Below are 18,247 nucleotides of genomic sequence, written 5' to 3' on the forward strand. Positions count from 1 at the left end.
GCTATAAAAAGAACGACAACTGGCGTGCATTTTCAGGTTGCTGAATAACAACCTGGTTATTGTTGATGGATAGCTGCGGAACGGCTGAGTACTGTCTTTGCTGCCCGCTGGCACTCACGGCGCAGCAAAGCCAGCTTTCGCCCTGCGGGATTTCGCTGGTCAACACAGGAATCGACGCACATTCAGGGAACATGATGCTACTGTTCGGCGGCGTGACCACGCTGTCTGGCTGGCGAACTATGGACGGCGACAGATCAACGATAACGCTGGTTCCGTTGCATGCCGCGAGGAGGCATCCACGCTCACATAACCGGGGCTCGGCTTTCATCACCGCAAATCCCCCTTCCACCGTTTGCAGCATTCGCGCACTGTTAATACGGTGCAGGCGAAGATGCCATTCGCCAAACGGGACAAGCCAGGTCTCAATCATCACGTCATGCCAGGGAGCCCAGCGGGACCAGATAAAATTCTCATCGACCCGAACCTCGTCGCACTGACGACGGCCACGATAGTAGCCATCGCCGTCCGCCAACAGCAGCATAGAGTCACAGGCTGCATGTTTGATGCCGTAACGGCCGCGCTCAATGGTGAAACCAAAGCGGCTGGAGTAGGCAAATTTGGTGTATTTGGCTTCGGTATTAACGTAGTTGTTCAGTTCAAGCTGGCCTGAGGTCAACATCATGACATGCTCAGAATGCTCACTATGCTGCAGGATCTGCGCAGCATGGGGGATAACGCGTTTTTCAACGAGTTGCGGTAGCGCCAGCTCTTCAGCCTGCCAGAATGGATGATCCTCCGGCAGTGCAAGAATCAAAAAAACCTTCAATGCCCAATAAGGCGATCCCGGCGAGTTGTAGTCTTCACACATCGCCAGATTCGGGTAGGCAAACCCCAGCGTCAGAATGCCATCACGATCGAAAATCGGCTGCTTCTGCCACCAGCGCAAATGACGCAGGATCACCCCTTTGATTATGCCTGGCGAAAGAACATCCAGTTCGGCAAACGCCACCGCGCTCCAGAAGGCAACCATGGCAAAGCGGTAGGTCAGGCTGCGGCCAAACGGCACCGATGCGCCGTCAGCGGCGGACAGGTAAATAAAATCTTCGGCAAACAAGCGCGAACGTTCACGCAGAACGACAGCGCGTTCGGTGTCATCCGGGCTGAGGGTGGCATACAACAGACCGTAGAAGTGAAAAGCCATTGAGATGTAGTAATCTTTCGGTCGACCGGGACCATCGGAATACCAACCGTCACCAAGATAGTAGGCTTCCATCAGCTCAAAGCGGCGATCGATAGCTGCCTGATCGTAAGGCAGACCTGCACGCTTGAAACCAAGCTGAACGATAATCGCAAAGTAGTTCCAGTTGCTGTCCGGCATTTGCGAGTCGGTTATCTGATTCAGCCAGCGGTGCAGATTCTCGCGTTCGCTCAGGGAGAAATGCTGCGTTAATTGCGTCTGTAACAATGCCAGACCCAGGCCATAAGCAGCCATCTCAACCAGACGCTGATCATAAGGACCGGTGTCTCCCCAGTAATGTGGGCTTTGTGGGTCAGTACCGAGTTTTATCGCCTGAATGTACTTTTCGGCAAACGGCACTTTAGCCCCGCCTGCCATCAGAGGAAATAGCCCCCACAACGCCCGGGAAAGCCCTTCCATACAGGCAATATCCGCGCTGTAGTGAGAACAGGTATTGCCAAGAGAAAACTGAGCCTGTCCCGCCGGAAACTGCCGATCCAGCGCACGTAAAATGGCGTTAACCGCACACGTTACGTCTTCGCGTGATGACAATGGATTTGATTTTTCTTCAGTTGCTGACCACATAATCTGCCCCTCTGAATTAAGTGGCTAAAGAATAGTGAATCGCAGAGCAGCAGAAATGTTACGTCAATCACAGCACCAGAATTAAAGTAAAACAGTGATTGAGAAAATTTAAAAATAGGGTTTATAAATTACCATTCGGCGGCAAAAATTTAAATTTATTGCACTATGACTTTATCCTCACCGCAAGAACGTCTGGAGCTGATCGCCCTTAATGATGCGGTTGCGTCGTTCAGCCGTTTATTCGCCAATACGGTGCGTTATCACCACTGGCATCAGTGTCTGGAAGTGCTGTATGTGGAAGAAGGCTTTGGCGTGGTTACGGTTGACCATAAGCAATACACCATGCGACCGGGACGAATGTTCTTTTTCCCGCCGTTTACCCTACACAAGATCTGGGTCGATGAGCAGGCGCGGGATGGTTATCGACGTACCATTATTCATCTCGATCAACATGCGGTACTGAAGGTGCTACGCGACTTGCCGCATACTCAACAGCATCTGCAAAATCTGAGCATTCGCGGCAGTGAAGCATGGGTCGTCGACGCGGCGGATGTTCATCCACATGTTGATTTTCTCTTCAGCCGTTATGAAAAAATGGCCGCTCAGAAACCGCTGAGCACTGAGCAGGTTGCCTGTCTGTTAGTCAATTTATTCAGCCTGTTACCTGACGATAATGGCAATATGCCGGAAATTAGCAGCGGAATTGCCAGTCAGGTGATGTTCTGGCTGGATGAGCATTACACCCACAAATTTAGTCTGGCGGCGCTGGCGCAGGAACTGGATAAATCCAAAAGCTATGTATCCCGCCGCTTCCAGATGGAAACGGGCGAGAGCATTCTCGACTATCTCAATACGCTGCGGTTACGCAAAGCCTGTGAAGCGCTGTTACACAGTGAAATCAGCGTGCGGGAGATTGCTCAAAAGGTGGGATTTTCAGAGGTAACATACTTCATCAGCGCCTTCGGTAAAGGCATTGGCGAGACGCCGTTGCAGTATCGCAAGCGGCATAAACAATAACGCCGGAAAGCACGTTGCTTTTCCGGCATTCAACGGTCAATTAGCCTTCGAGATCCGCCAGGTCGCCTTTCTCTTGCAACCAGTTACGACGGTCTTCAGAACGCTTCTTGGCCAGCAGCATATCCATCATTGCGTTGGTGCGCTGATCGTCTTCATCATCGATAATGAGCTGCACCAGGCGACGGGTGTTCGGATCCAGCGTGGTTTCACGAAGCTGCATCGGGTTCATTTCACCCAGTCCTTTAAAGCGCTGCACGTTCGGCTTACCTTTCTTGCGCTTTAACTGCTCCAGTACGCCCGCTTTCTCTTCTTCCGTCAGCGCGTAATACACCTCTTTACCGAGGTCGATACGGTATAACGGCGGCAGCGCCACGTACACGTGACCGTGTTTCACCAACGTGCGGAAGTGCTTCACAAACAGTGCGCACAGCAGCGTGGCGATGTGCAGACCATCGGAGTCCGCATCCGCCAGGATACAGATCTTACCGTAACGCAACTGGCTCAGATCGTCGCTGTCCGGATCGATACCGATCGCCACCGAAATATCGTGCACTTCCTGAGACGCCAGAACTTCATCAGAAGATACTTCCCAGGTATTGAGGATCTTACCTTTGAGCGGCATGATCGCCTGATATTCACGATCGCGCGCCTGTTTGGCGGAACCACCTGCGGAGTCACCTTCGACGAGAAACAGTTCGGTGCGGTTAAGATCCTGTGCAGTACAGTCCGCCAGTTTACCCGGCAGCGCCGGACCGCTGGTCAGCTTTTTACGCACCACTTTTTTCGCCGCACGCAGACGACGCTGGGCGCTGGAAATCGCCATCTCAGCCAGCAGTTCGGCTGACTGTACGTTCTGGTTCAGCCACAGGCTGAAGGCATCTTTCACCACGCCAGAAACAAACGCCGCACACTGACGCGAAGAGAGGCGTTCTTTGGTTTGTCCGGCAAACTGCGGATCCTGCATTTTTACCGACAGCACGTAAGCACAGCGATCCCAGATATCTTCCGCCGACAGCTTCACGCCGCGCGGCAAAATATTGCGGTATTCGCAGAACTCGCGCATCGCATCCAGCAGACCCTGACGCAGACCGTTGACGTGCGTCCCGCCCTGCATAGTTGGGATCAGGTTCACATAACTTTCGGTCAGCAGCTCACCGCCTTCCGGCAGCCAGAGCAGCGCCCAGTCCACCGTCTCCGTCTCACCGCTGAAATTACCGATAAACGGTTTTTCCGGCAGCGTCGGTAGGCCATTCACCGCTTCGCTCAGATAGTCATTCAGACCATCCTGGTAGCACCAGCGCTGTTCGCTGTTGTTGACCTCATCCTTGAAGGTGATTTCAACGCCCGGGCACAGTACCGCTTTGGCTTTCAGTACGTGCGTTAAGCGCGAAACAGAAAAACGCGGGCTGTCAAAGAAGCTTTCATCCGGCCAGAAGTGCACGCTGGTCCCGGTATTGCGTTTGCCGCAGGTACCGACAACCTGTAAATCCTGCACTTTATCGCCATTCTCAAACGCGATGTTGTATACCTGCCCATCGCGGCGTACGTTCACTTCCACACGTTTGGACAGGGCGTTAACAACGGAGATCCCCACACCGTGCAGACCACCGGAGAACTGGTAGTTCTTGTTGGAGAACTTGCCGCCCGCGTGCAGACGACAGAGGATCAGCTCAACCGCCGGAACGCCCTCTTCAGGGTGAATGTCTACTGGCATGCCGCGTCCGTCATCAATGACTTCCAGAGACTGGTCGGCATGTAAGATCACGTCCACGCGTTTCGCGTGGCCCGCCAGTGCTTCATCCACACTGTTATCAATCACTTCCTGTCCAAGATGGTTCGGACGGGTCGTATCGGTGTACATCCCAGGGCGACGGCGTACCGGCTCAAGCCCAGTGAGTACCTCAATGGCATCAGCGTTATAAGTTTGCGTCATGGTTTAAATAAGCAATTCGAATTGATCGTCAGAAACTGTGCAGTCCAAGGAAATCGACAATCGGGTTGAAATAATCTTCGAAGCCCGTGAATGCGTGGTTTCCGCCCTCAATAACTGTCTGACGGCAGGAGGCGTAATACGCCACCGCCTGGCGGTAGTCCAACACTTCATCGCCCGTTTGTTGGAGCAGCCAGATCAAATCCGGCGCTTCCAGCGGGTCAATCTGCATGACTTTAAGATCGTAAATATGGCGTGACTCTAGCACATATTGCTGCCCCGTGTAGGGGTTCTCGTTTTGACCGAGATAGTCGACCAGCAGTTCATAAGGCCGTACAGCAGGGTTCACCACCACTGCCGGCAGCATAAAACATTGCGACAGCCAGGTGGCGTAATAACCACCTAATGAGGAGCCGACAATCCCCAACGACTCTCCGCCATGTTCAAGAATGATCGATTCCAGCATCTCTGCGGCCTGGGCCGGATACGGCGGCAGCTGCGGTACGATCATCTCAACGTGCGGATGGTGCTCCGCCAGCCAGCTTTTCAGCAAACACGCCTTCGCCGAACGAGGAGAGCTATTAAATCCGTGAAGATAGAGAAGCGTAGACATCAGTAGCCTTCTGAAGCGGTATCAGGGTGGAACCGATTACCCTGCAGACGACGTACCTGAGTCTGCAACGTCCCGTCAGCAAAAAGCTCCAGCGTCCGCCAGCCGGGGCTGATGGTATCCAATGTGAAGTTGGAACAGTGCGGCTTAAACTGCACGCAGGTCGACGGCGTCGCCAGCAGGCGGCGTCCGTTCCAGTCCAGATCCAGTTCCTGATGAATATGCCCGCACAGCAGATACTTCACGCGCGGGTAGTTCACCAGCACGTTATCCAGCTCAGCGGCATTGCGCAGGCTATGCTGATCGAGCCAGCTACAGCCCGCAGGCAGAGGATGATGATGCAGAAGCAGCAAGGTATTACGCTCTGGTGCATCAGCAAGTTTACGCTCCAGCCATTCGAGCTGGAATTCACTTAATTCACCGTGGGGAACGCCGAACACCTGGCTGTCGAGCAACAATATTTGCCACTGTTCACCGATGAAAACACGCTTGGCAGGGGAAATTCCCGCGTCCTGCAGCGCGCTGTACATTGCCGGCTGAAAATCGTGATTGCCCGGTAGCCAAACGCAGGGCGCACGAAAGCTTGCGATGCCCTCAGCAAAATGCTGATAGGCCGCAGCGGATTGATCCTGCGCCAAATCACCCGTCGCGACGATCAGATCGTACTCAGGCGACTCTGCATGTATGGCATCCAGTACGGATTGATAACTGTCCCAGGTATTCACACCCAGCAGCGTTTCATGCTTTTCGGCAAACAGGTGAGTGTCTGTAATTTGTAAGATCCTGACTCTGGCCTCACCAGCCAAAGGAAGGGTTAACAGGCTTTCCAAATGGTGTCCTTAGGTTTCACGACGCTAATAAACCGGAATCGCCATCGCTCCATGTGCTAAACAGTACCGTAGCCAGTCGGCCAGAAACTGATTAATTTGATGCTTTTCGTCGCGTTGATGCAACTTTTTATTTGGATAATCATACCGCGCTTTGAAGCGAAAGATCTGCTGACTTGAACACACTTCAGCCACCCTCGCGTCATGATACAGGCGCACGGTCAATGACGGCAGGCTCCAGTATGTGACAGCCGGCGCCGTTTGTTCGATCGCGACAAGCGTAGTGTATCGGGTCGATTCAACGATCGTTAACCGATATTGTGCGTTTGCTACCTGATAGCTCACTGTTTCACCGGCTGCATCATTACGTGGCAGCAGGCGGCGCAATTGCGAATAGTTGGTTTCGCACAGGCGCATCATTTCAGGGAAGTCAGGTGTGTAACGCTTCATTTTTTCCACTCAGTTTTTAACTCTTGATAGTGCAGCTGTAACCATTGCAAGGCGATGACAGAAGCCGCGTTGTCGATTTTCCCCTCTTCTACCCATTGATAAGCCTGCTCCCGGCTCACCACATGAACACGAATATCTTCGTTTTCATCAGCCAGACCATGAATTCCGCTCGCGGTCGTAGCGTCCACTTCGCCAACTAAAATAGACAGGCGCTCACTGGTGCCGCCAGGGCTTGCCAGATAGCTCAGAACGGGTTTCGTACGTTTAACGTCCAGTCCGGCTTCTTCCATCGCTTCACGACGTGCCACATCTTCAACGGTTTCGCCCTCTTCGATCATTCCGGCTACCATTTCCAGTAGCCACGGGCTTTCGCTGGTATCAAACGCCGCGATACGGATCTGCTCGACCAGTACAACTTCGTCCCGCTCAGGGTCAAAGGGTAGCAAGACTGCCGCGTGTCCGCGCTCAAAAATTTCGCGCTTTACCTCACCGCTCATACCACCGTTAAACAAGCGATGGCGGAACCGATAAAGATCCAGTGAAAAAAAACCGCGGTATAGCGTTTCTCGTGCAATAATTTCTACATCATTTTTAGTGAAAGTCATTGGCAAGTTGTCTGGTTTACGCATTGTGCTGTCCTGAAACCAATAGTGATTAAAATGTGAATTTCAAGGTCGTTTGACTGATGTTTGAACGCCCTTGTGTTAAATTGATGCAAATTAACGCCGTATGGCACGTAACGCCAACTTTTTGCAGTGGCGGATTCTGCTAGAATCAGCAAATATTTTTACAATTTGATCAGCGCTAAATACTGCTTCACAACAAGGAATGCAAATGAAGAAATTGCTCCCCATCCTTATCGGCCTGAGCCTGTCGGGGTTCAGTACTTTGAGCCAGGCAGAAAACCTGATGCAGGTTTATCAGCAAGCACGCCTGAGCAACCCGGAATTGCGTAAATCCGCCGCCGATCGCGATGCTGCATTCGAAAAAATTAACGAAGCGCGTAGTCCATTACTGCCGCAACTGGGTTTAGGTGCCGATTACACCTACAGCAATGGCTACCGTGATGCAAACGGCGTCAACTCCAACGCCACCAGCGCGTCATTACAATTGACTCAGACGCTGTTCGACATGTCTAAATGGCGTGCCCTGACGCTGCAAGAAAAATCAGCGGGCATCCAGGACGTAACGTATCAGACCGATCAGCAAACGCTGATCCTGAATACCGCTACGGCCTATTTTAACGTACTGAACGCGATTGATGTGCTGTCTTACACCCAGGCACAGAAAGATGCGGTTTATCGTCAGTTAGATCAGACCACTCAGCGTTTTAACGTTGGTCTGGTCGCCATCACTGACGTGCAGAACGCCCGTTCACAATACGACACCGTGCTGGCGAACGAAGTGACCGCGCGTAACAATCTGGATAACGCGGTAGAACAGCTGCGTCAGGTGACCGGTAACTATTACCCGGAACTGGCTTCGCTGAACGTTGATGGTTTCAAAACCAACAAACCGCAGGCGGTGAATGCGCTACTGAAAGAAGCGGAAAACCGCAACCTGACTTTGTTGCAGGCGCGTTTAAGCCAGGATCTGGCGCGTGAGCAGATTCGTCAGGCACAGGATGGTCACTTACCAACGCTGGATTTAACCGCCTCTACCGGGGTATCTGACACCTCGTACAGCGGATCTAAAACCAACAGCTCCCAGTATGACGACAGCAACATGGGCCAGAACAAAATCGGTCTGAGCTTCTCGCTGCCGCTGTACCAGGGCGGGATGGTTAACTCGCAGGTGAAACAAGCGCAGTACAACTTTGTTGGCGCGAGTGAACAACTGGAAAGCGCACACCGTAGCGTGGTGCAGACCGTTCGTTCTTCATTCAACAACATTAATGCTTCTATTAGTAGCATTAACGCGTACAAACAAGCGGTTGTCTCTGCTCAAAGCTCATTGGATGCGATGGAAGCCGGTTATTCCGTAGGTACACGTACCATTGTGGATGTGTTGGATGCCACCACCACGCTGTACAACGCCAAGCAACAACTGGCAAATGCGCGTTATACCTATCTTATCAATCAGTTAAACGTCAAATCTGCGCTCGGTACGCTGAACGAGCAGGATTTGGTGGCACTGAACAATACGCTGGGTAAACCGGTATCCACAACGCCGGATACCGTGGCACCGCAAAATCCACAACAAGATGCCGCCGTGAATGACTTTAACGGCACTGGCAATTTGCCTGCGGCTCAGCCGACAGCAGCACGTTCAACCAGCAGCAACGGCAACAACCCGTTCCGTAACTGATGCTGATGACGGGGCTTCGGCCCCGTCTGAACGTAAGACAACGTAAAGATCCGCCCCTTCCTGCGCATTCTCGCCTCTTCCCGCTTCAATTTCGACCAGTCATCCTCTATCCTGAGCATTATTTACTGTGTTTACCACTGGGTCCTGGAAGACAAAAATGAAACGGACAAAATCTATACATCACGCCTCGTTCCGCAAAAGCTGGAGCGCGCGCCATCTGACTCCTGTCGCCCTGGCAGTTACCGCAGTGTTTATGCTCGCGGGCTGTGAAAAGAGTGACGAAACGGTTTCGCTTTATCAGAACGCTGACGACTGCTCTGCAGCGAATCCAGGTAAAAGCGCCGAATGTACTACCGCGTTTAACAATGCGCTGAAAGAAGCTGAACGTACCGCACCAAAATACGCCACTCGTGAAGACTGTATCGCTGAATTCGGCGAAGGCCAGTGCCAGCAGGCTCCTGCGCAAGCAGGTATGGCGCCGACCGGTGAAGGTCAGGCTCAGGCGCAGAATCAAAGCAGCGGCAGCTTCTGGATGCCACTGATGGCAGGCTACATGATGGGCCGACTGATGGGTGGCGGAATGGGCGCTCAGCAACCGCTGTTTAGCTCGAAAAACCCGGCCAGCCCGGCTTACGGCAAATACACAGATGCCAGCGGTAAAAACTACGGCGCAGCAACGCCGGGTCGCACCATGACCGTACCGAAAACCGCTATGGCACCGAAACCAGCCACCACCTCTACCGTAACCCGCGGCGGATTTGGTGAGTCTGTGGCCAAACAGAGCACCATGCAGCGTAGCGCAAGCGGCACCACCACACGTTCAATGGGTGGCTGATCGTCATGGAAAGAGTCAGTATTGTTGAGCGCCCGGACTGGCGCGATAAAGCCACCGAATACGGTTTTAATTTTCACACTATGTACGGCGAGCCGTACTGGTGTGAAGACGCGTACTACAAACTCACCCTTGCTCAGGTTGAAAAGCTGGAAGAGGTCACCGCAGAGCTGCATCAAATGTGCCTCAAAGTGGTGGAAAAGGTCATTGCCAGCGATGAGCTGATGACCAAGTTTCGCATTCCGAAGCATACCTGGGGTTTTGTCCGCCAGTCCTGGCTGACACAGCAACCGTCGCTCTATTCACGTCTCGATCTGGCGTGGGATGGAACCGGTGAACCCAAACTGCTGGAAAACAACGCTGATACGCCAACCTCGCTGTACGAAGCCGCGTTTTTCCAGTGGATCTGGCTGGAAGATCAGCTCAATGCGGGCAACCTGCCGGAAGGCAGCGATCAGTTCAACAGTCTGCAGGAAAAGCTTATCGAGCGTTTCACCGAGCTGCGTGAACAGTATGGTTTTCAACTGCTACATCTGACCTGCTGTCGTGATACGGTGGAAGATCGCGGCACGATCCAGTATCTGCAGGATTGCGCGGCCGAAGCTGAGATCGCTACAGAATTCCTCTATGTAGAAGATATTGGTCTTGGTGAAAAAGGCCAATTCACCGATATGCAGGATCAGGTGATCGCTAACCTGTTCAAGCTCTATCCGTGGGAATTCATGCTGCGTGAAATGTTCTCCACCAAGCTGGAAGACGCTGGCGTTCGCTGGCTGGAACCCGCCTGGAAGAGCATTATTTCCAACAAAGCACTGTTACCGCTGTTATGGGAAATGTTCCCGAATCATCCGAACCTGCTGCCAGCGTATTTCGCCGAAGACGACTACCCACAGATGGATAAATTCGTTGTCAAACCGATCTTCTCGCGCGAGGGAGCTAACGTCTCCATCATTGAGAACGGTAAAACGATCGAATCTGTGGAAGGACCGTACGGTGAAGAAGGCATGATCGTGCAGCAGTTCCATCAGCTACCGAAGTTTGGCGACAGCTATATGCTGATTGGCAGTTGGCTGATCAACGATCAACCCGCAGGGATCGGCATTCGTGAAGACCGTGCGTTGATCACGCAGGATCTTTCACGTTTCTATCCGCATATTTTTGTCGAATGATTGAGAGTGCCGGGTGGCGGCTCCGCCTTACCCGGCCTACGGCACGAACTTAATGCCCGATAAGCGTAGCGCCATCGGGCGTTCATCACCCAACCTGCACCGACAACATACTTAAACTTCCCATCTCGATACCATCTACAGGGATCGTAACAGACTCTTTACCATCCCATGCCCCGAGAACATACAGCAGCGGCAGATAGTGATCTGGCGTCGGGTTCGACAACGATCCACCTTCATGATCGAGATAGTTCACCAGCGGGTGCTGCTCAACCGGTCCCTGCCAGGTCAGGTTAGCCTTAACATAATCATTGAATGAGGTTGCCCACGGATATGGCGTGTTCTCACCGTGCCAACGCGCAGTACGCAGGTTATGCACCACGTTACCACTGGCCACCAGCATAATACCCTCATCACGCAGTGCCGCCAGTTTGCGGCCCATCTCAAAATGCCAGGCCGCCGGTTTTGTACTATCGATGCTTAACTGCACCATCGGGATGTCGGCATTCGGATACATCTTGATCAGTACGCCCCAGGAACCGTGGTCAAAACCCCACGCCTCTTTGTCTAACGCGACGGATACAGGAGCAAGTAAATCAACCAGGTGCTGCGCCAGTTCTGGCGAGCCCGGAGCCGGGTAATGGGTGTCATACAGCGCTTGCGGAAAACCGCCGAAATCGTGGATCGTTTTAGGCGCTTCCATCGCTGTCACACCCGTTCCACGGGTGAACCAGTGCGCCGAGACCACCACAATGGCTTTCGGACGCGGCAACGTTTCCCCCAGTTGCTGCCAGGCACGGGTATAAACGTTATCTTCCAGAACATTCATCGGGCTACCGTGGCCCAAAAACAATGCTGGCATACGAGTTGAAGACATGATGATATCCTTACTGAGGGAGTCATTTTGATACCATTACAATACGCTTATTCGGTTGATGAAGAACTCAGATAACCATGATGAAGATCATCAGTTATTTTGACGATCCAGTCCGGAAAGCAGATTGATAAGGAGTTTTATTTGTCGATGTCAGTACCTTTACTTCTGACTTTACTGGCAGGTGCCGCCACGTTTATCGGCGCATTTCTCGGCGTGTTAGGGCAAAAGCCTTCCAACCGCGTTCTCGCCTTTTCTTTAGGCTTCGCTGCCGGGATTATGCTACTGATCTCTCTAATGGAAATGCTACCTGCTGCGCTGGCCGCTGAAGGCATGTCGCCAGTTCTGGGCTACGGAATGTTTATCGTCGGCTTGCTGGGCTACTTTGGCCTGGACCGTCTATTGCCGCACGCGCACCCTCAGGATCTGGTACAAAAAACAACGCAGCCTCTACCCGGATCCATTAAACGCACCGCGATTTTATTAACGCTCGGCATCAGCCTGCACAATTTTCCGGAAGGGATTGCGACGTTTGTTACCGCCAGCAGCAACCTCGAGCTGGGCTTTGGTATTGCGCTTGCCGTCGCATTACACAATATTCCAGAAGGATTAGCCGTTGCAGGTCCGGTCTATGCAGCAACGGGCTCCAAACGTACGGCGATATTCTGGGCCGGGATCTCGGGCATGGCAGAAATACTGGGCGGCGTACTGGCGTGGTTAATTCTGGGGAGTCTCATCTCGCCTGTGGTGATGGCGGCAATAATGGCGGCAGTCGCGGGTATTATGGTGGCGCTGTCAGTCGATGAATTGATGCCACTGGCAAAAGAGATCGACCCAAATAATAATCCCAGCTATGGGGTCCTGTGCGGAATGTCGGTGATGGGGTTAAGTCTCGTCATCCTCCAGTCCATGGGAATCGGATAATCCAGAGGGCGGATGCCACCCTGCTATTTTACAGCATCCGCTCATCCATAGCAGAACGTGAAGGACTATTCCTGTTCCTTAATCACGCTGTTATCTTCACCAGAACGTCGGAAGAGTTTGTTTCGCGCCTCAAGCAATGCGTCTCTGTCTTGTCGGAATGCCCGACAATAACGCTTCATATGGCAATAATAACCCAATGCAACGAGTGCAATTAATACGATCCAATACCAGGCAATAAACATTCTTTTACCCTTAACATTTAACATCATTAAACATTTAACGTTAAAATTTTACATAAACTTATTCTGACATACCCCTATAGTGGCATATTTCAGAAACAAATATATGATTTCGATCATATAAACCAGCAGCTATGCCAATAGCTAAAACAGTTATAAAAAATAAAACTCTGTCGACGAGATCACACTAAGCAATAATAAACATTGTCCTTAAAATACCTCACTCATACTATCCAGAAAACAATAAAAATTAGATTTTGTAGAATAATACACTTCATCAATATTTATATACCCACAATAAAAGTGACATCAGTAGTACCATTTTCATTTTTAGCCATATCGTAAAAACATAATATATTTATTGAGATTATATTTATAGGCAATATAAGGAGATATATCCATGTTTAGACAATATCGAAAAACACTTCTCGCAGGAACTCTGGCACTGACGTTTGGATTAACGGTTGGAAATTCCTTTGCCGCGGGTTTTCAACCCGCCCAACCCGCAGGGAAACTGGGCGCTATAGTCGTTGATCCTTATGGAAACGCCCCGCTTACCGCACTGGTTGAATTAGATAGTCACGTTATTTCAGATGTCAAAGTCACCGTTCATGGTAAAGGTGAAAAAGGGATTCCTGTGACATATGCCGTGGGCAAAGAGTCACTCGCTACCTACGATGGCATACCTATTTTTGGCCTTTATCAAAAGTTTGCCAATAAGGTCACCGTTGAATATAAAGAAAATGGCAAAGCCATGAAGGATGATTATGTGGTGCAAACATCCGCCATCGTTAATCACTACATGGATAACCGTTCTATTTCCGATTTACAGCAAACGAAAGTTATTAAGGTAGCGCCTGGCTTTGAAGACCGTCTCTATCTGGTGAATACCCATACTTTCACCGCTCAGGGGGCAGAATTCCACTGGCATGGTGAAAAAGACAAAAATGCCGGTATCCTGGATGCGGGTCCTGCGGGCGGGGCATTACCCTTTGACATTGCCCCCTTCACCTTTATCGTCGATACGGAAGGTGAATACCGCTGGTGGCTGGATCAAGATACCTTTTACGATGGCCATGACATGGATATCAATAAGCGCGGTTACTTGATGGGTATCCGGGAAACGCCGCGCGGCACCTTCACAGCCGTTCAGGGTCAGCATTGGTACGAATTCGATATGATGGGGCAGATTCTGGCCGATCATAAGCTACCGCGCGGCTTCCTCGACGCGTCGCATGAATCGATCGAAACAATCAACGACACCGTGTTGCTTCGCGTGGGCAAACGCGATTATCGCAAAGAAGATGGCATCCATGTGCAAACCATCCGCGATCAGATAATTGAAGTAGACAAGTCCGGTCGTGTGGTTGATGTGTGGGATCTGACAAAGATACTCGATCCGATGCGTGATGCGCTTTTGGGTGCACTGGACGCAGGCGCGGTATGCGTCAACGTTGACCTCGCTCATGCCGGTCAACAGGCGAAACTGGAGCCAGATACTCCTTACGGTGACGCCCTCGGAGTGGGTGCTGGTCGTAACTGGGCGCACGTTAACTCCATTGCCTATGATGCCAAAGATGACTCCATTATTATCTCTTCCCGCCATCAGGGTGTTGTCAAAATCGGTCGCGATAAACAGGTGAAGTGGATTCTGGCACCGTCGAAAGGCTGGAATAAGGCGCTGGCAAGCAAGCTGTTAAAACCGGTTGATGATAAGGGCAACGCGCTAAAATGTGACGAAAACGGTAAGTGCGAGAATACTGATTTCGATTTTACCTACACCCAACACACCGCATGGCTCTCGAGCAAAGGGACATTAACCATCTTTGACAACGGCGATGGTCGTGGGCTCGAACAACCGGCATTGCCGACGATGAAATATTCCCGTTTCGTCGAATATAAAGTTGACGAGAAAAAAGGAACCGTTCAGCAAATTTGGGAATACGGAAAAGAACGCGGCTACGATTTCTATAGTCCCATCACCTCGGTTATCGAATATCAGAAAGACCGTGACACCATGTTTGGCTTTGGTGGCTCAATTAATTTATTTGACGTTGGACAACCAACCATCGGCAAGATCAACGAAATTGATTATAAGACCAAAGAAGTCAAAGTTGAGATTGATGTTCTTTCAGATAAGCCGAACCAAACTCACTACCGTGCATTACTGGTCCGCCCACAACACATGTTTAAATAATCGCGTTAGATTAAGGATTAATTATGTCATCTAAATGGATTACTTCATTATTTAAAAGCGTGATATTAACCGCCGCACTTGCCTCGTCGTTTGCCGCCTCCGCTTTTACAGAAGGCACTGATTATATGGTTTTAGAGAAACCGATTCCTAATGCTGATAAGACGTTAATAAAAGTATTCAGCTACGCCTGTCCGTTCTGTTACAAATATGATAAAGCCGTGACTGGCCCGGTTTCTGAAAAAGTTGCCGATCTCGTCACCTTCACACCATTTCATCTGGAAACCAAAGGGGAATATGGTAAACAGGCCAGTGAAGTTTTTGCAGTAATGATTGCTAAAGATCAGGCAGCAGGGATTTCATTATTTGATGCCAAATCACAGTTCAAAAAAGCGAAATTCGCTTATTACGCTGCTTACCACGACAAGAAAGAGCGCTGGTCAGATGGTAAAGATCCGGCCGCATTCATTAAAACAGGCCTGGATGCTGCAGGCATGAGCCAGGCAGATTTTGACGCCGCGCTGCAAGATCCCACCGTTCAGCAAACGCTGGAGAAATGGAAAGCGGCATACGACGTCGCCAAAATTCAGGGGGTTCCGGCTTACGTCGTTAACGGTAAATACCTGATCTACACCAAGAGTATCAAATCCATTGACTCCATGGCTGAGCTTGTCAGAGAGCTGGCAACAAAATAAACAGGGACGAGGCTATGGTTTTCATAAAAGGATTGTGGCGGGACTTACGTACCACGCCGGTTGATACGCTGGTGAGATGGCAGGAACGGCGCTTTCTGTGGCTACTGATGGCCTGCGCGATGGGCGGGTTAATAATATTGGCCCACTCGTTTTTCCAAATCTATCTCTATATGGCCCCCTGCGAGCAGTGTGTCTACATTCGCTTTGCCATGTTTGTGATGGTTTTCGGTGGATTGATCGCGGCAATAAACCCTAAAAATGTTGTTCTGAAGCTTATTGGCTGCATTGCGGCATTTTACGGCAGCATCATGGGCATTAAGTTCTCGCTCAAACTCAATGATATTCATCATGCGGTACATAGCCCGGATTCGCTGTTTGGCGTCCAGGGGTGTTCCACCGATCCGACATTCCCTTTCAATTTGCCGCTGGCAAACTGGGCTCCGGAGTGGTTTAAACCCACTGGAGATTGCGGCTATGATGCCCCCATAGTGCCTGATGGCGTGGCACTCAGCAGTACGCAAAAGTGGTTTATCGATCTATACCAACAGTCTGAAGGCTGGTATCTGCTTCCACCGTGGCAATTTATGAACATGGCGCAGGCATGCCTGCTAGCCTTTGGCTTATGTTTATTGCTGTTGGTGATAATGAGCGGCGCATGGGCATTGAAACTGGCCAGGGCCAAATAATTTGAGCAAAAATAAAAAAACCGAAGCCTGGAAGATGGCTTCGGTTTTTTATGCTTACCACAACTAACGTGGTAATAGTCTATTAGCTGGCTTTGCGCTCGTGCGCCTGACGGTAAGCCACCAGGTCTTCGATAGTCACCACCGCCATATTATGCTTGCCGGCAAATTCGATGCACTCTGGCGCACGCGCCATGGTGCCATCGTCGTTGGTCAGTTCGCACAGCACGCCTGCCGGTTTAAACCCTGCCAGCGTCATCAGGTCGATGGTCGCTTCAGTATGACCACCGCGGGTCAACACGCCGCCAGCCTGAGCACGCAGCGGGAAAACGTGCCCCGGACGGTTAAGATCGGAAGGTTTGGCGCCATCCTTAATTGCCGCACGCACCGTAGTCACACGGTCCGCAGCGGAAACACCGGTGGTCACGCCCTCTGCTGCTTCAATGGTCACGGTAAAACCGGTGCCGTAAGCGCTGGTATTATTTTCCACCATCATTGGCAGATCGAGCTGTTTGCGTCGGTCTTCAGTGATGCACAGGCATACAATACCGCTACCGTGACGGATGGTCAGCGCCATCTGTTCTACGGTCATGGTCTCTGCCGGGAAAATCATATCGCCTTCGTTTTCGCGATCTTCATCGTCAAGCACCATCACACCGCGTCCTTCACGCAGCGCAGACAGCGCATGTTCAACACGTTCGAAAGCCGTACCAAAAGAGGAAAGTAGCGTCTGATTCATGGTAAAAAAACCTCACTAAAATTATGGTTACCAGAATCAGGGCAGTCTTAGGAGTACCGTCTAAGCGGCAAAAAAATAACGTGAGCGGGTCCATGCCCGACTGGATCGTTACTCTCTCCCATCCGGACTCTAACCGTCGGCCCCGGAATTACACCGGATCTGCTGACCTTTTTGCCGTAACAAAAAGCGCTCGCGGGCTTTCAACATCAGTTGATTTACCGCCGGTGGGGAATTTCGCCCCGCCCTGAGAATAAGCGGGTTAACTATAACGCTATTGATTACCTTCATCAACGCCTTTACTCGTCTTAGCTTCACACAATTCTGGTTTATGCCTGTGCCAGTTCGCACTACAATAGGCAGCAACACGTACCAGTTCAGGGAAACCACAATGATTGACCCGAAAAAAATTGAGCAGATTGCTCGTCAGGTTCACGAGTCGATGCCGAAAGGGATCCGCGAGTTTGGCGAAGACGTCGAGAAGAAAATTCGTCAAACGCTGCAGTCACAGCTGACCCGTCTGGATCTGGTAAGCCGTGAAGAATTCGATGTACAGACTCAGGTTTTATTGCGCACACGTGAAAAGCTGGCGCTGCTTGAGCAACGTCTGACTGAGCTGGAATCGCGTGAAAAAACGGCAGAAGTTAAACCTGCCCCCGCGATCCCGTCAGTCGATCCGCAAGAGTAAAACGACAACGGGCCGCAAGGCCCGTTTTTCTGTTAGTGTTCCAGTTCTAGCTTCCTGGCTTCCGTCGCCTGCTGGCAGTACAGCGCATAGCGTTTGCAAAACCAGCTTCGATGTTCTTCATCCATGTTCCCGGTTATCGCCTGGATATCAACGGGATGGCCCTCAGCCTGCATTCTGGCAAAACTACGGGCCAGGAAATCGAAATTGTTCATTGAATACATATTGCTGTTCATGAGCATACCCTCCAGTTATT

General features: G+C 51.2%; 18 protein-coding genes and 1 riboswitch. Of the genes, 9 read left to right on the forward strand and 9 right to left on the reverse strand.

All coding sequences use genetic code 11. From position 1 onward, the window contains the following. Position 1: 1 nt before the first annotated feature. Positions 2 to 1,822: a DUF2264 domain-containing protein gene (locus tag C2U41_RS18680; RefSeq protein WP_103848573.1), complete on the reverse strand. Its 1,821-nt coding sequence runs from the start codon at positions 1,820 to 1,822 to the stop codon at positions 2 to 4. A gap of 165 nt (positions 1,823 to 1,987) precedes the next feature. On the opposite strand from C2U41_RS18680, the gene C2U41_RS18685 reads away from it, so the two are divergent. After that, complete coding sequence (locus C2U41_RS18685; RefSeq protein ID WP_044700874.1) at positions 1,988 to 2,839, forward strand: helix-turn-helix transcriptional regulator; 852 nt, start codon at positions 1,988 to 1,990, stop codon at positions 2,837 to 2,839. 40 nt (positions 2,840 to 2,879) lie between these two features. On the opposite strand, the gene parE is transcribed toward C2U41_RS18685, so the two are convergent. Genes parE through nudF form a run of 5 tightly spaced genes read right to left on the reverse strand, consistent with a single transcriptional unit; the run spans position 2,880 to position 7,285 of the window. Next, entirely contained in the window at positions 2,880 to 4,772 is a 1,893-nt protein-coding gene (gene parE / locus C2U41_RS18690; protein WP_003024571.1) for a DNA topoisomerase IV subunit B, read from the reverse strand. A 28-nt stretch (positions 4,773 to 4,800) separates the two neighbouring features. Further along, positions 4,801 to 5,382 carry an esterase YqiA gene (yqiA, locus tag C2U41_RS18695; protein WP_003846314.1) on the reverse strand — a complete coding sequence of 194 codons (582 nt, stop codon included), beginning with the start codon at positions 5,380 to 5,382 and terminating at the stop codon, positions 4,801 to 4,803. Further along, positions 5,382 to 6,209: a 3',5'-cyclic-AMP phosphodiesterase gene (cpdA, locus tag C2U41_RS18700; protein ID WP_003838143.1), complete on the reverse strand. Its 828-nt coding sequence runs from the start codon at positions 6,207 to 6,209 to the stop codon at positions 5,382 to 5,384. The genes yqiA and cpdA overlap by 1 nt, the downstream gene beginning before the upstream one ends. 24 nt (positions 6,210 to 6,233) lie before the next feature. Continuing rightward, the gene (locus C2U41_RS18705; RefSeq protein WP_003024582.1) at positions 6,234 to 6,656 is read right to left on the reverse strand and encodes a DUF1249 family protein; all 423 of its coding nucleotides are present in this window, start codon (positions 6,654 to 6,656) and stop codon (positions 6,234 to 6,236) included. Next, complete coding sequence (gene nudF / locus C2U41_RS18710) at positions 6,653 to 7,285, reverse strand: ADP-ribose diphosphatase (RefSeq protein WP_003024585.1); 633 nt, start codon at positions 7,283 to 7,285, stop codon at positions 6,653 to 6,655. The genes C2U41_RS18705 and nudF overlap by 4 nt, the downstream gene beginning before the upstream one ends. A 199-nt stretch (positions 7,286 to 7,484) precedes the next feature. Between nudF and tolC the strand changes: the two genes are divergently transcribed. The 3 genes from tolC (at position 7,485) to C2U41_RS18730 (ending at position 10,964) form a co-directional block, all read left to right on the forward strand. Then, on the forward strand, positions 7,485 to 8,963 hold the full coding sequence (tolC, locus tag C2U41_RS18715; protein ID WP_085951568.1) for an outer membrane channel protein TolC: 1,479 nt from the start codon (positions 7,485 to 7,487) through the stop codon (positions 8,961 to 8,963). 157 nt (positions 8,964 to 9,120) lie between these two features. Continuing rightward, positions 9,121 to 9,798 carry a DUF1190 family protein gene (locus tag C2U41_RS18725; protein ID WP_003024591.1) on the forward strand — a complete coding sequence of 226 codons (678 nt, stop codon included), beginning with the start codon at positions 9,121 to 9,123 and terminating at the stop codon, positions 9,796 to 9,798. A 5-nt stretch (positions 9,799 to 9,803) separates the two neighbouring features. After that, complete coding sequence (locus tag C2U41_RS18730; RefSeq protein ID WP_003024594.1) at positions 9,804 to 10,964, forward strand: glutathionylspermidine synthase family protein; 1,161 nt, start codon at positions 9,804 to 9,806, stop codon at positions 10,962 to 10,964. A gap of 85 nt (positions 10,965 to 11,049) precedes the next feature. Here C2U41_RS18730 and ygiD read toward each other — a convergent pair whose 3' ends face one another. Beyond that, entirely contained in the window at positions 11,050 to 11,838 is a 789-nt protein-coding gene (gene ygiD, locus C2U41_RS18735; RefSeq protein ID WP_044700878.1) for a 4,5-DOPA dioxygenase extradiol, read from the reverse strand. A 147-nt stretch (positions 11,839 to 11,985) separates the two neighbouring features. Between ygiD and zupT the strand changes: the two genes are divergently transcribed. The 4 genes from zupT to dsbI all read left to right on the forward strand — a co-directional run bounded on the left by zupT (position 11,986) and on the right by dsbI (position 16,573). Continuing rightward, positions 11,986 to 12,759, forward strand: coding sequence for a zinc transporter ZupT (gene zupT / locus C2U41_RS18740; protein WP_003024600.1), 774 nt, complete (start codon positions 11,986 to 11,988; stop codon positions 12,757 to 12,759). 639 nt (positions 12,760 to 13,398) lie between these two features. Then, positions 13,399 to 15,195: an aryl-sulfate sulfotransferase gene (locus C2U41_RS18750; RefSeq protein ID WP_044700879.1), complete on the forward strand. Its 1,797-nt coding sequence runs from the start codon at positions 13,399 to 13,401 to the stop codon at positions 15,193 to 15,195. A gap of 23 nt (positions 15,196 to 15,218) precedes the next feature. Then, positions 15,219 to 15,887, forward strand: coding sequence for a thiol:disulfide interchange protein DsbA/DsbL (locus tag C2U41_RS18755; RefSeq protein WP_003838133.1), 669 nt, complete (start codon positions 15,219 to 15,221; stop codon positions 15,885 to 15,887). Positions 15,888 to 15,901: 14 nt separating this feature from the next. Further along, on the forward strand, positions 15,902 to 16,573 hold the full coding sequence (dsbI, locus tag C2U41_RS18760; protein WP_003838131.1) for a protein-disulfide oxidoreductase DsbI: 672 nt from the start codon (positions 15,902 to 15,904) through the stop codon (positions 16,571 to 16,573). 82 nt (positions 16,574 to 16,655) lie between these two features. Here dsbI and ribB read toward each other — a convergent pair whose 3' ends face one another. Further along, positions 16,656 to 17,309 (reverse strand): 3,4-dihydroxy-2-butanone-4-phosphate synthase, encoded by a 654-nt coding sequence (ribB, locus tag C2U41_RS18765; protein WP_003838130.1) that lies wholly within the window; start codon positions 17,307 to 17,309, stop codon positions 16,656 to 16,658. 106 nt (positions 17,310 to 17,415) lie between these two features. Next, a riboswitch (FMN riboswitch) is annotated at positions 17,416 to 17,565 on the reverse strand. Between the two features lie 132 nt (positions 17,566 to 17,697). Here ribB and ubiK point away from each other — a divergent pair. Next, positions 17,698 to 17,994, forward strand: coding sequence for a ubiquinone biosynthesis accessory factor UbiK (gene ubiK, locus C2U41_RS18770; RefSeq protein ID WP_003024618.1), 297 nt, complete (start codon positions 17,698 to 17,700; stop codon positions 17,992 to 17,994). Between the two features lie 32 nt (positions 17,995 to 18,026). Here the strand turns inward: ubiK and glgS are convergent, their stop codons facing one another. Continuing rightward, on the reverse strand, positions 18,027 to 18,233 hold the full coding sequence (glgS, locus tag C2U41_RS18775; RefSeq protein ID WP_019077704.1) for a cell surface composition regulator GlgS: 207 nt from the start codon (positions 18,231 to 18,233) through the stop codon (positions 18,027 to 18,029). Positions 18,234 to 18,247 lie beyond the last annotated feature (14 nt).

The sequence above is a fragment of the Citrobacter freundii complex sp. CFNIH4 genome (assembly GCF_002934505.1).
Classification (GTDB): domain Bacteria; phylum Pseudomonadota; class Gammaproteobacteria; order Enterobacterales; family Enterobacteriaceae; genus Citrobacter; species Citrobacter freundii.

What these genes read in the sequence shown, in the direction of transcription:
- C2U41_RS18680 (WP_103848573.1), bottom strand. Translation starts at nt 1,822, where the DNA reads ATGTGGTCAGCAACTGAAGAAAAATCAAATCCATTGTCATCACGCGAA.
- C2U41_RS18685 (WP_044700874.1), top strand. Translation starts at nt 1,988, where the DNA reads ATGACTTTATCCTCACCGCAAGAACGTCTGGAGCTGATCGCCCTTAAT.
- parE (WP_003024571.1), bottom strand. Translation starts at nt 4,772, where the DNA reads ATGACGCAAACTTATAACGCTGATGCCATTGAGGTACTCACTGGGCTT.
- yqiA (WP_003846314.1), bottom strand. Translation starts at nt 5,382, where the DNA reads ATGTCTACGCTTCTCTATCTTCACGGATTTAATAGCTCTCCTCGTTCG.
- C2U41_RS18705 (WP_003024582.1), bottom strand. Translation starts at nt 6,656, where the DNA reads ATGAAGCGTTACACACCTGACTTCCCTGAAATGATGCGCCTGTGCGAA.
- nudF (WP_003024585.1), bottom strand. Translation starts at nt 7,285, where the DNA reads ATGCGTAAACCAGACAACTTGCCAATGACTTTCACTAAAAATGATGTA.
- tolC (WP_085951568.1), top strand. Translation starts at nt 7,485, where the DNA reads ATGCAAATGAAGAAATTGCTCCCCATCCTTATCGGCCTGAGCCTGTCG.
- C2U41_RS18725 (WP_003024591.1), top strand. Translation starts at nt 9,121, where the DNA reads ATGAAACGGACAAAATCTATACATCACGCCTCGTTCCGCAAAAGCTGG.
- C2U41_RS18730 (WP_003024594.1), top strand. Translation starts at nt 9,804, where the DNA reads ATGGAAAGAGTCAGTATTGTTGAGCGCCCGGACTGGCGCGATAAAGCC.
- ygiD (WP_044700878.1), bottom strand. Translation starts at nt 11,838, where the DNA reads ATGTCTTCAACTCGTATGCCAGCATTGTTTTTGGGCCACGGTAGCCCG.
- zupT (WP_003024600.1), top strand. Translation starts at nt 11,986, where the DNA reads ATGTCAGTACCTTTACTTCTGACTTTACTGGCAGGTGCCGCCACGTTT.
- C2U41_RS18750 (WP_044700879.1), top strand. Translation starts at nt 13,399, where the DNA reads ATGTTTAGACAATATCGAAAAACACTTCTCGCAGGAACTCTGGCACTG.
- C2U41_RS18755 (WP_003838133.1), top strand. Translation starts at nt 15,219, where the DNA reads ATGTCATCTAAATGGATTACTTCATTATTTAAAAGCGTGATATTAACC.
- dsbI (WP_003838131.1), top strand. Translation starts at nt 15,902, where the DNA reads ATGGTTTTCATAAAAGGATTGTGGCGGGACTTACGTACCACGCCGGTT.
- ribB (WP_003838130.1), bottom strand. Translation starts at nt 17,309, where the DNA reads ATGAATCAGACGCTACTTTCCTCTTTTGGTACGGCTTTCGAACGTGTT.
- ubiK (WP_003024618.1), top strand. Translation starts at nt 17,698, where the DNA reads ATGATTGACCCGAAAAAAATTGAGCAGATTGCTCGTCAGGTTCACGAG.
- glgS (WP_019077704.1), bottom strand. Translation starts at nt 18,233, where the DNA reads ATGCTCATGAACAGCAATATGTATTCAATGAACAATTTCGATTTCCTG.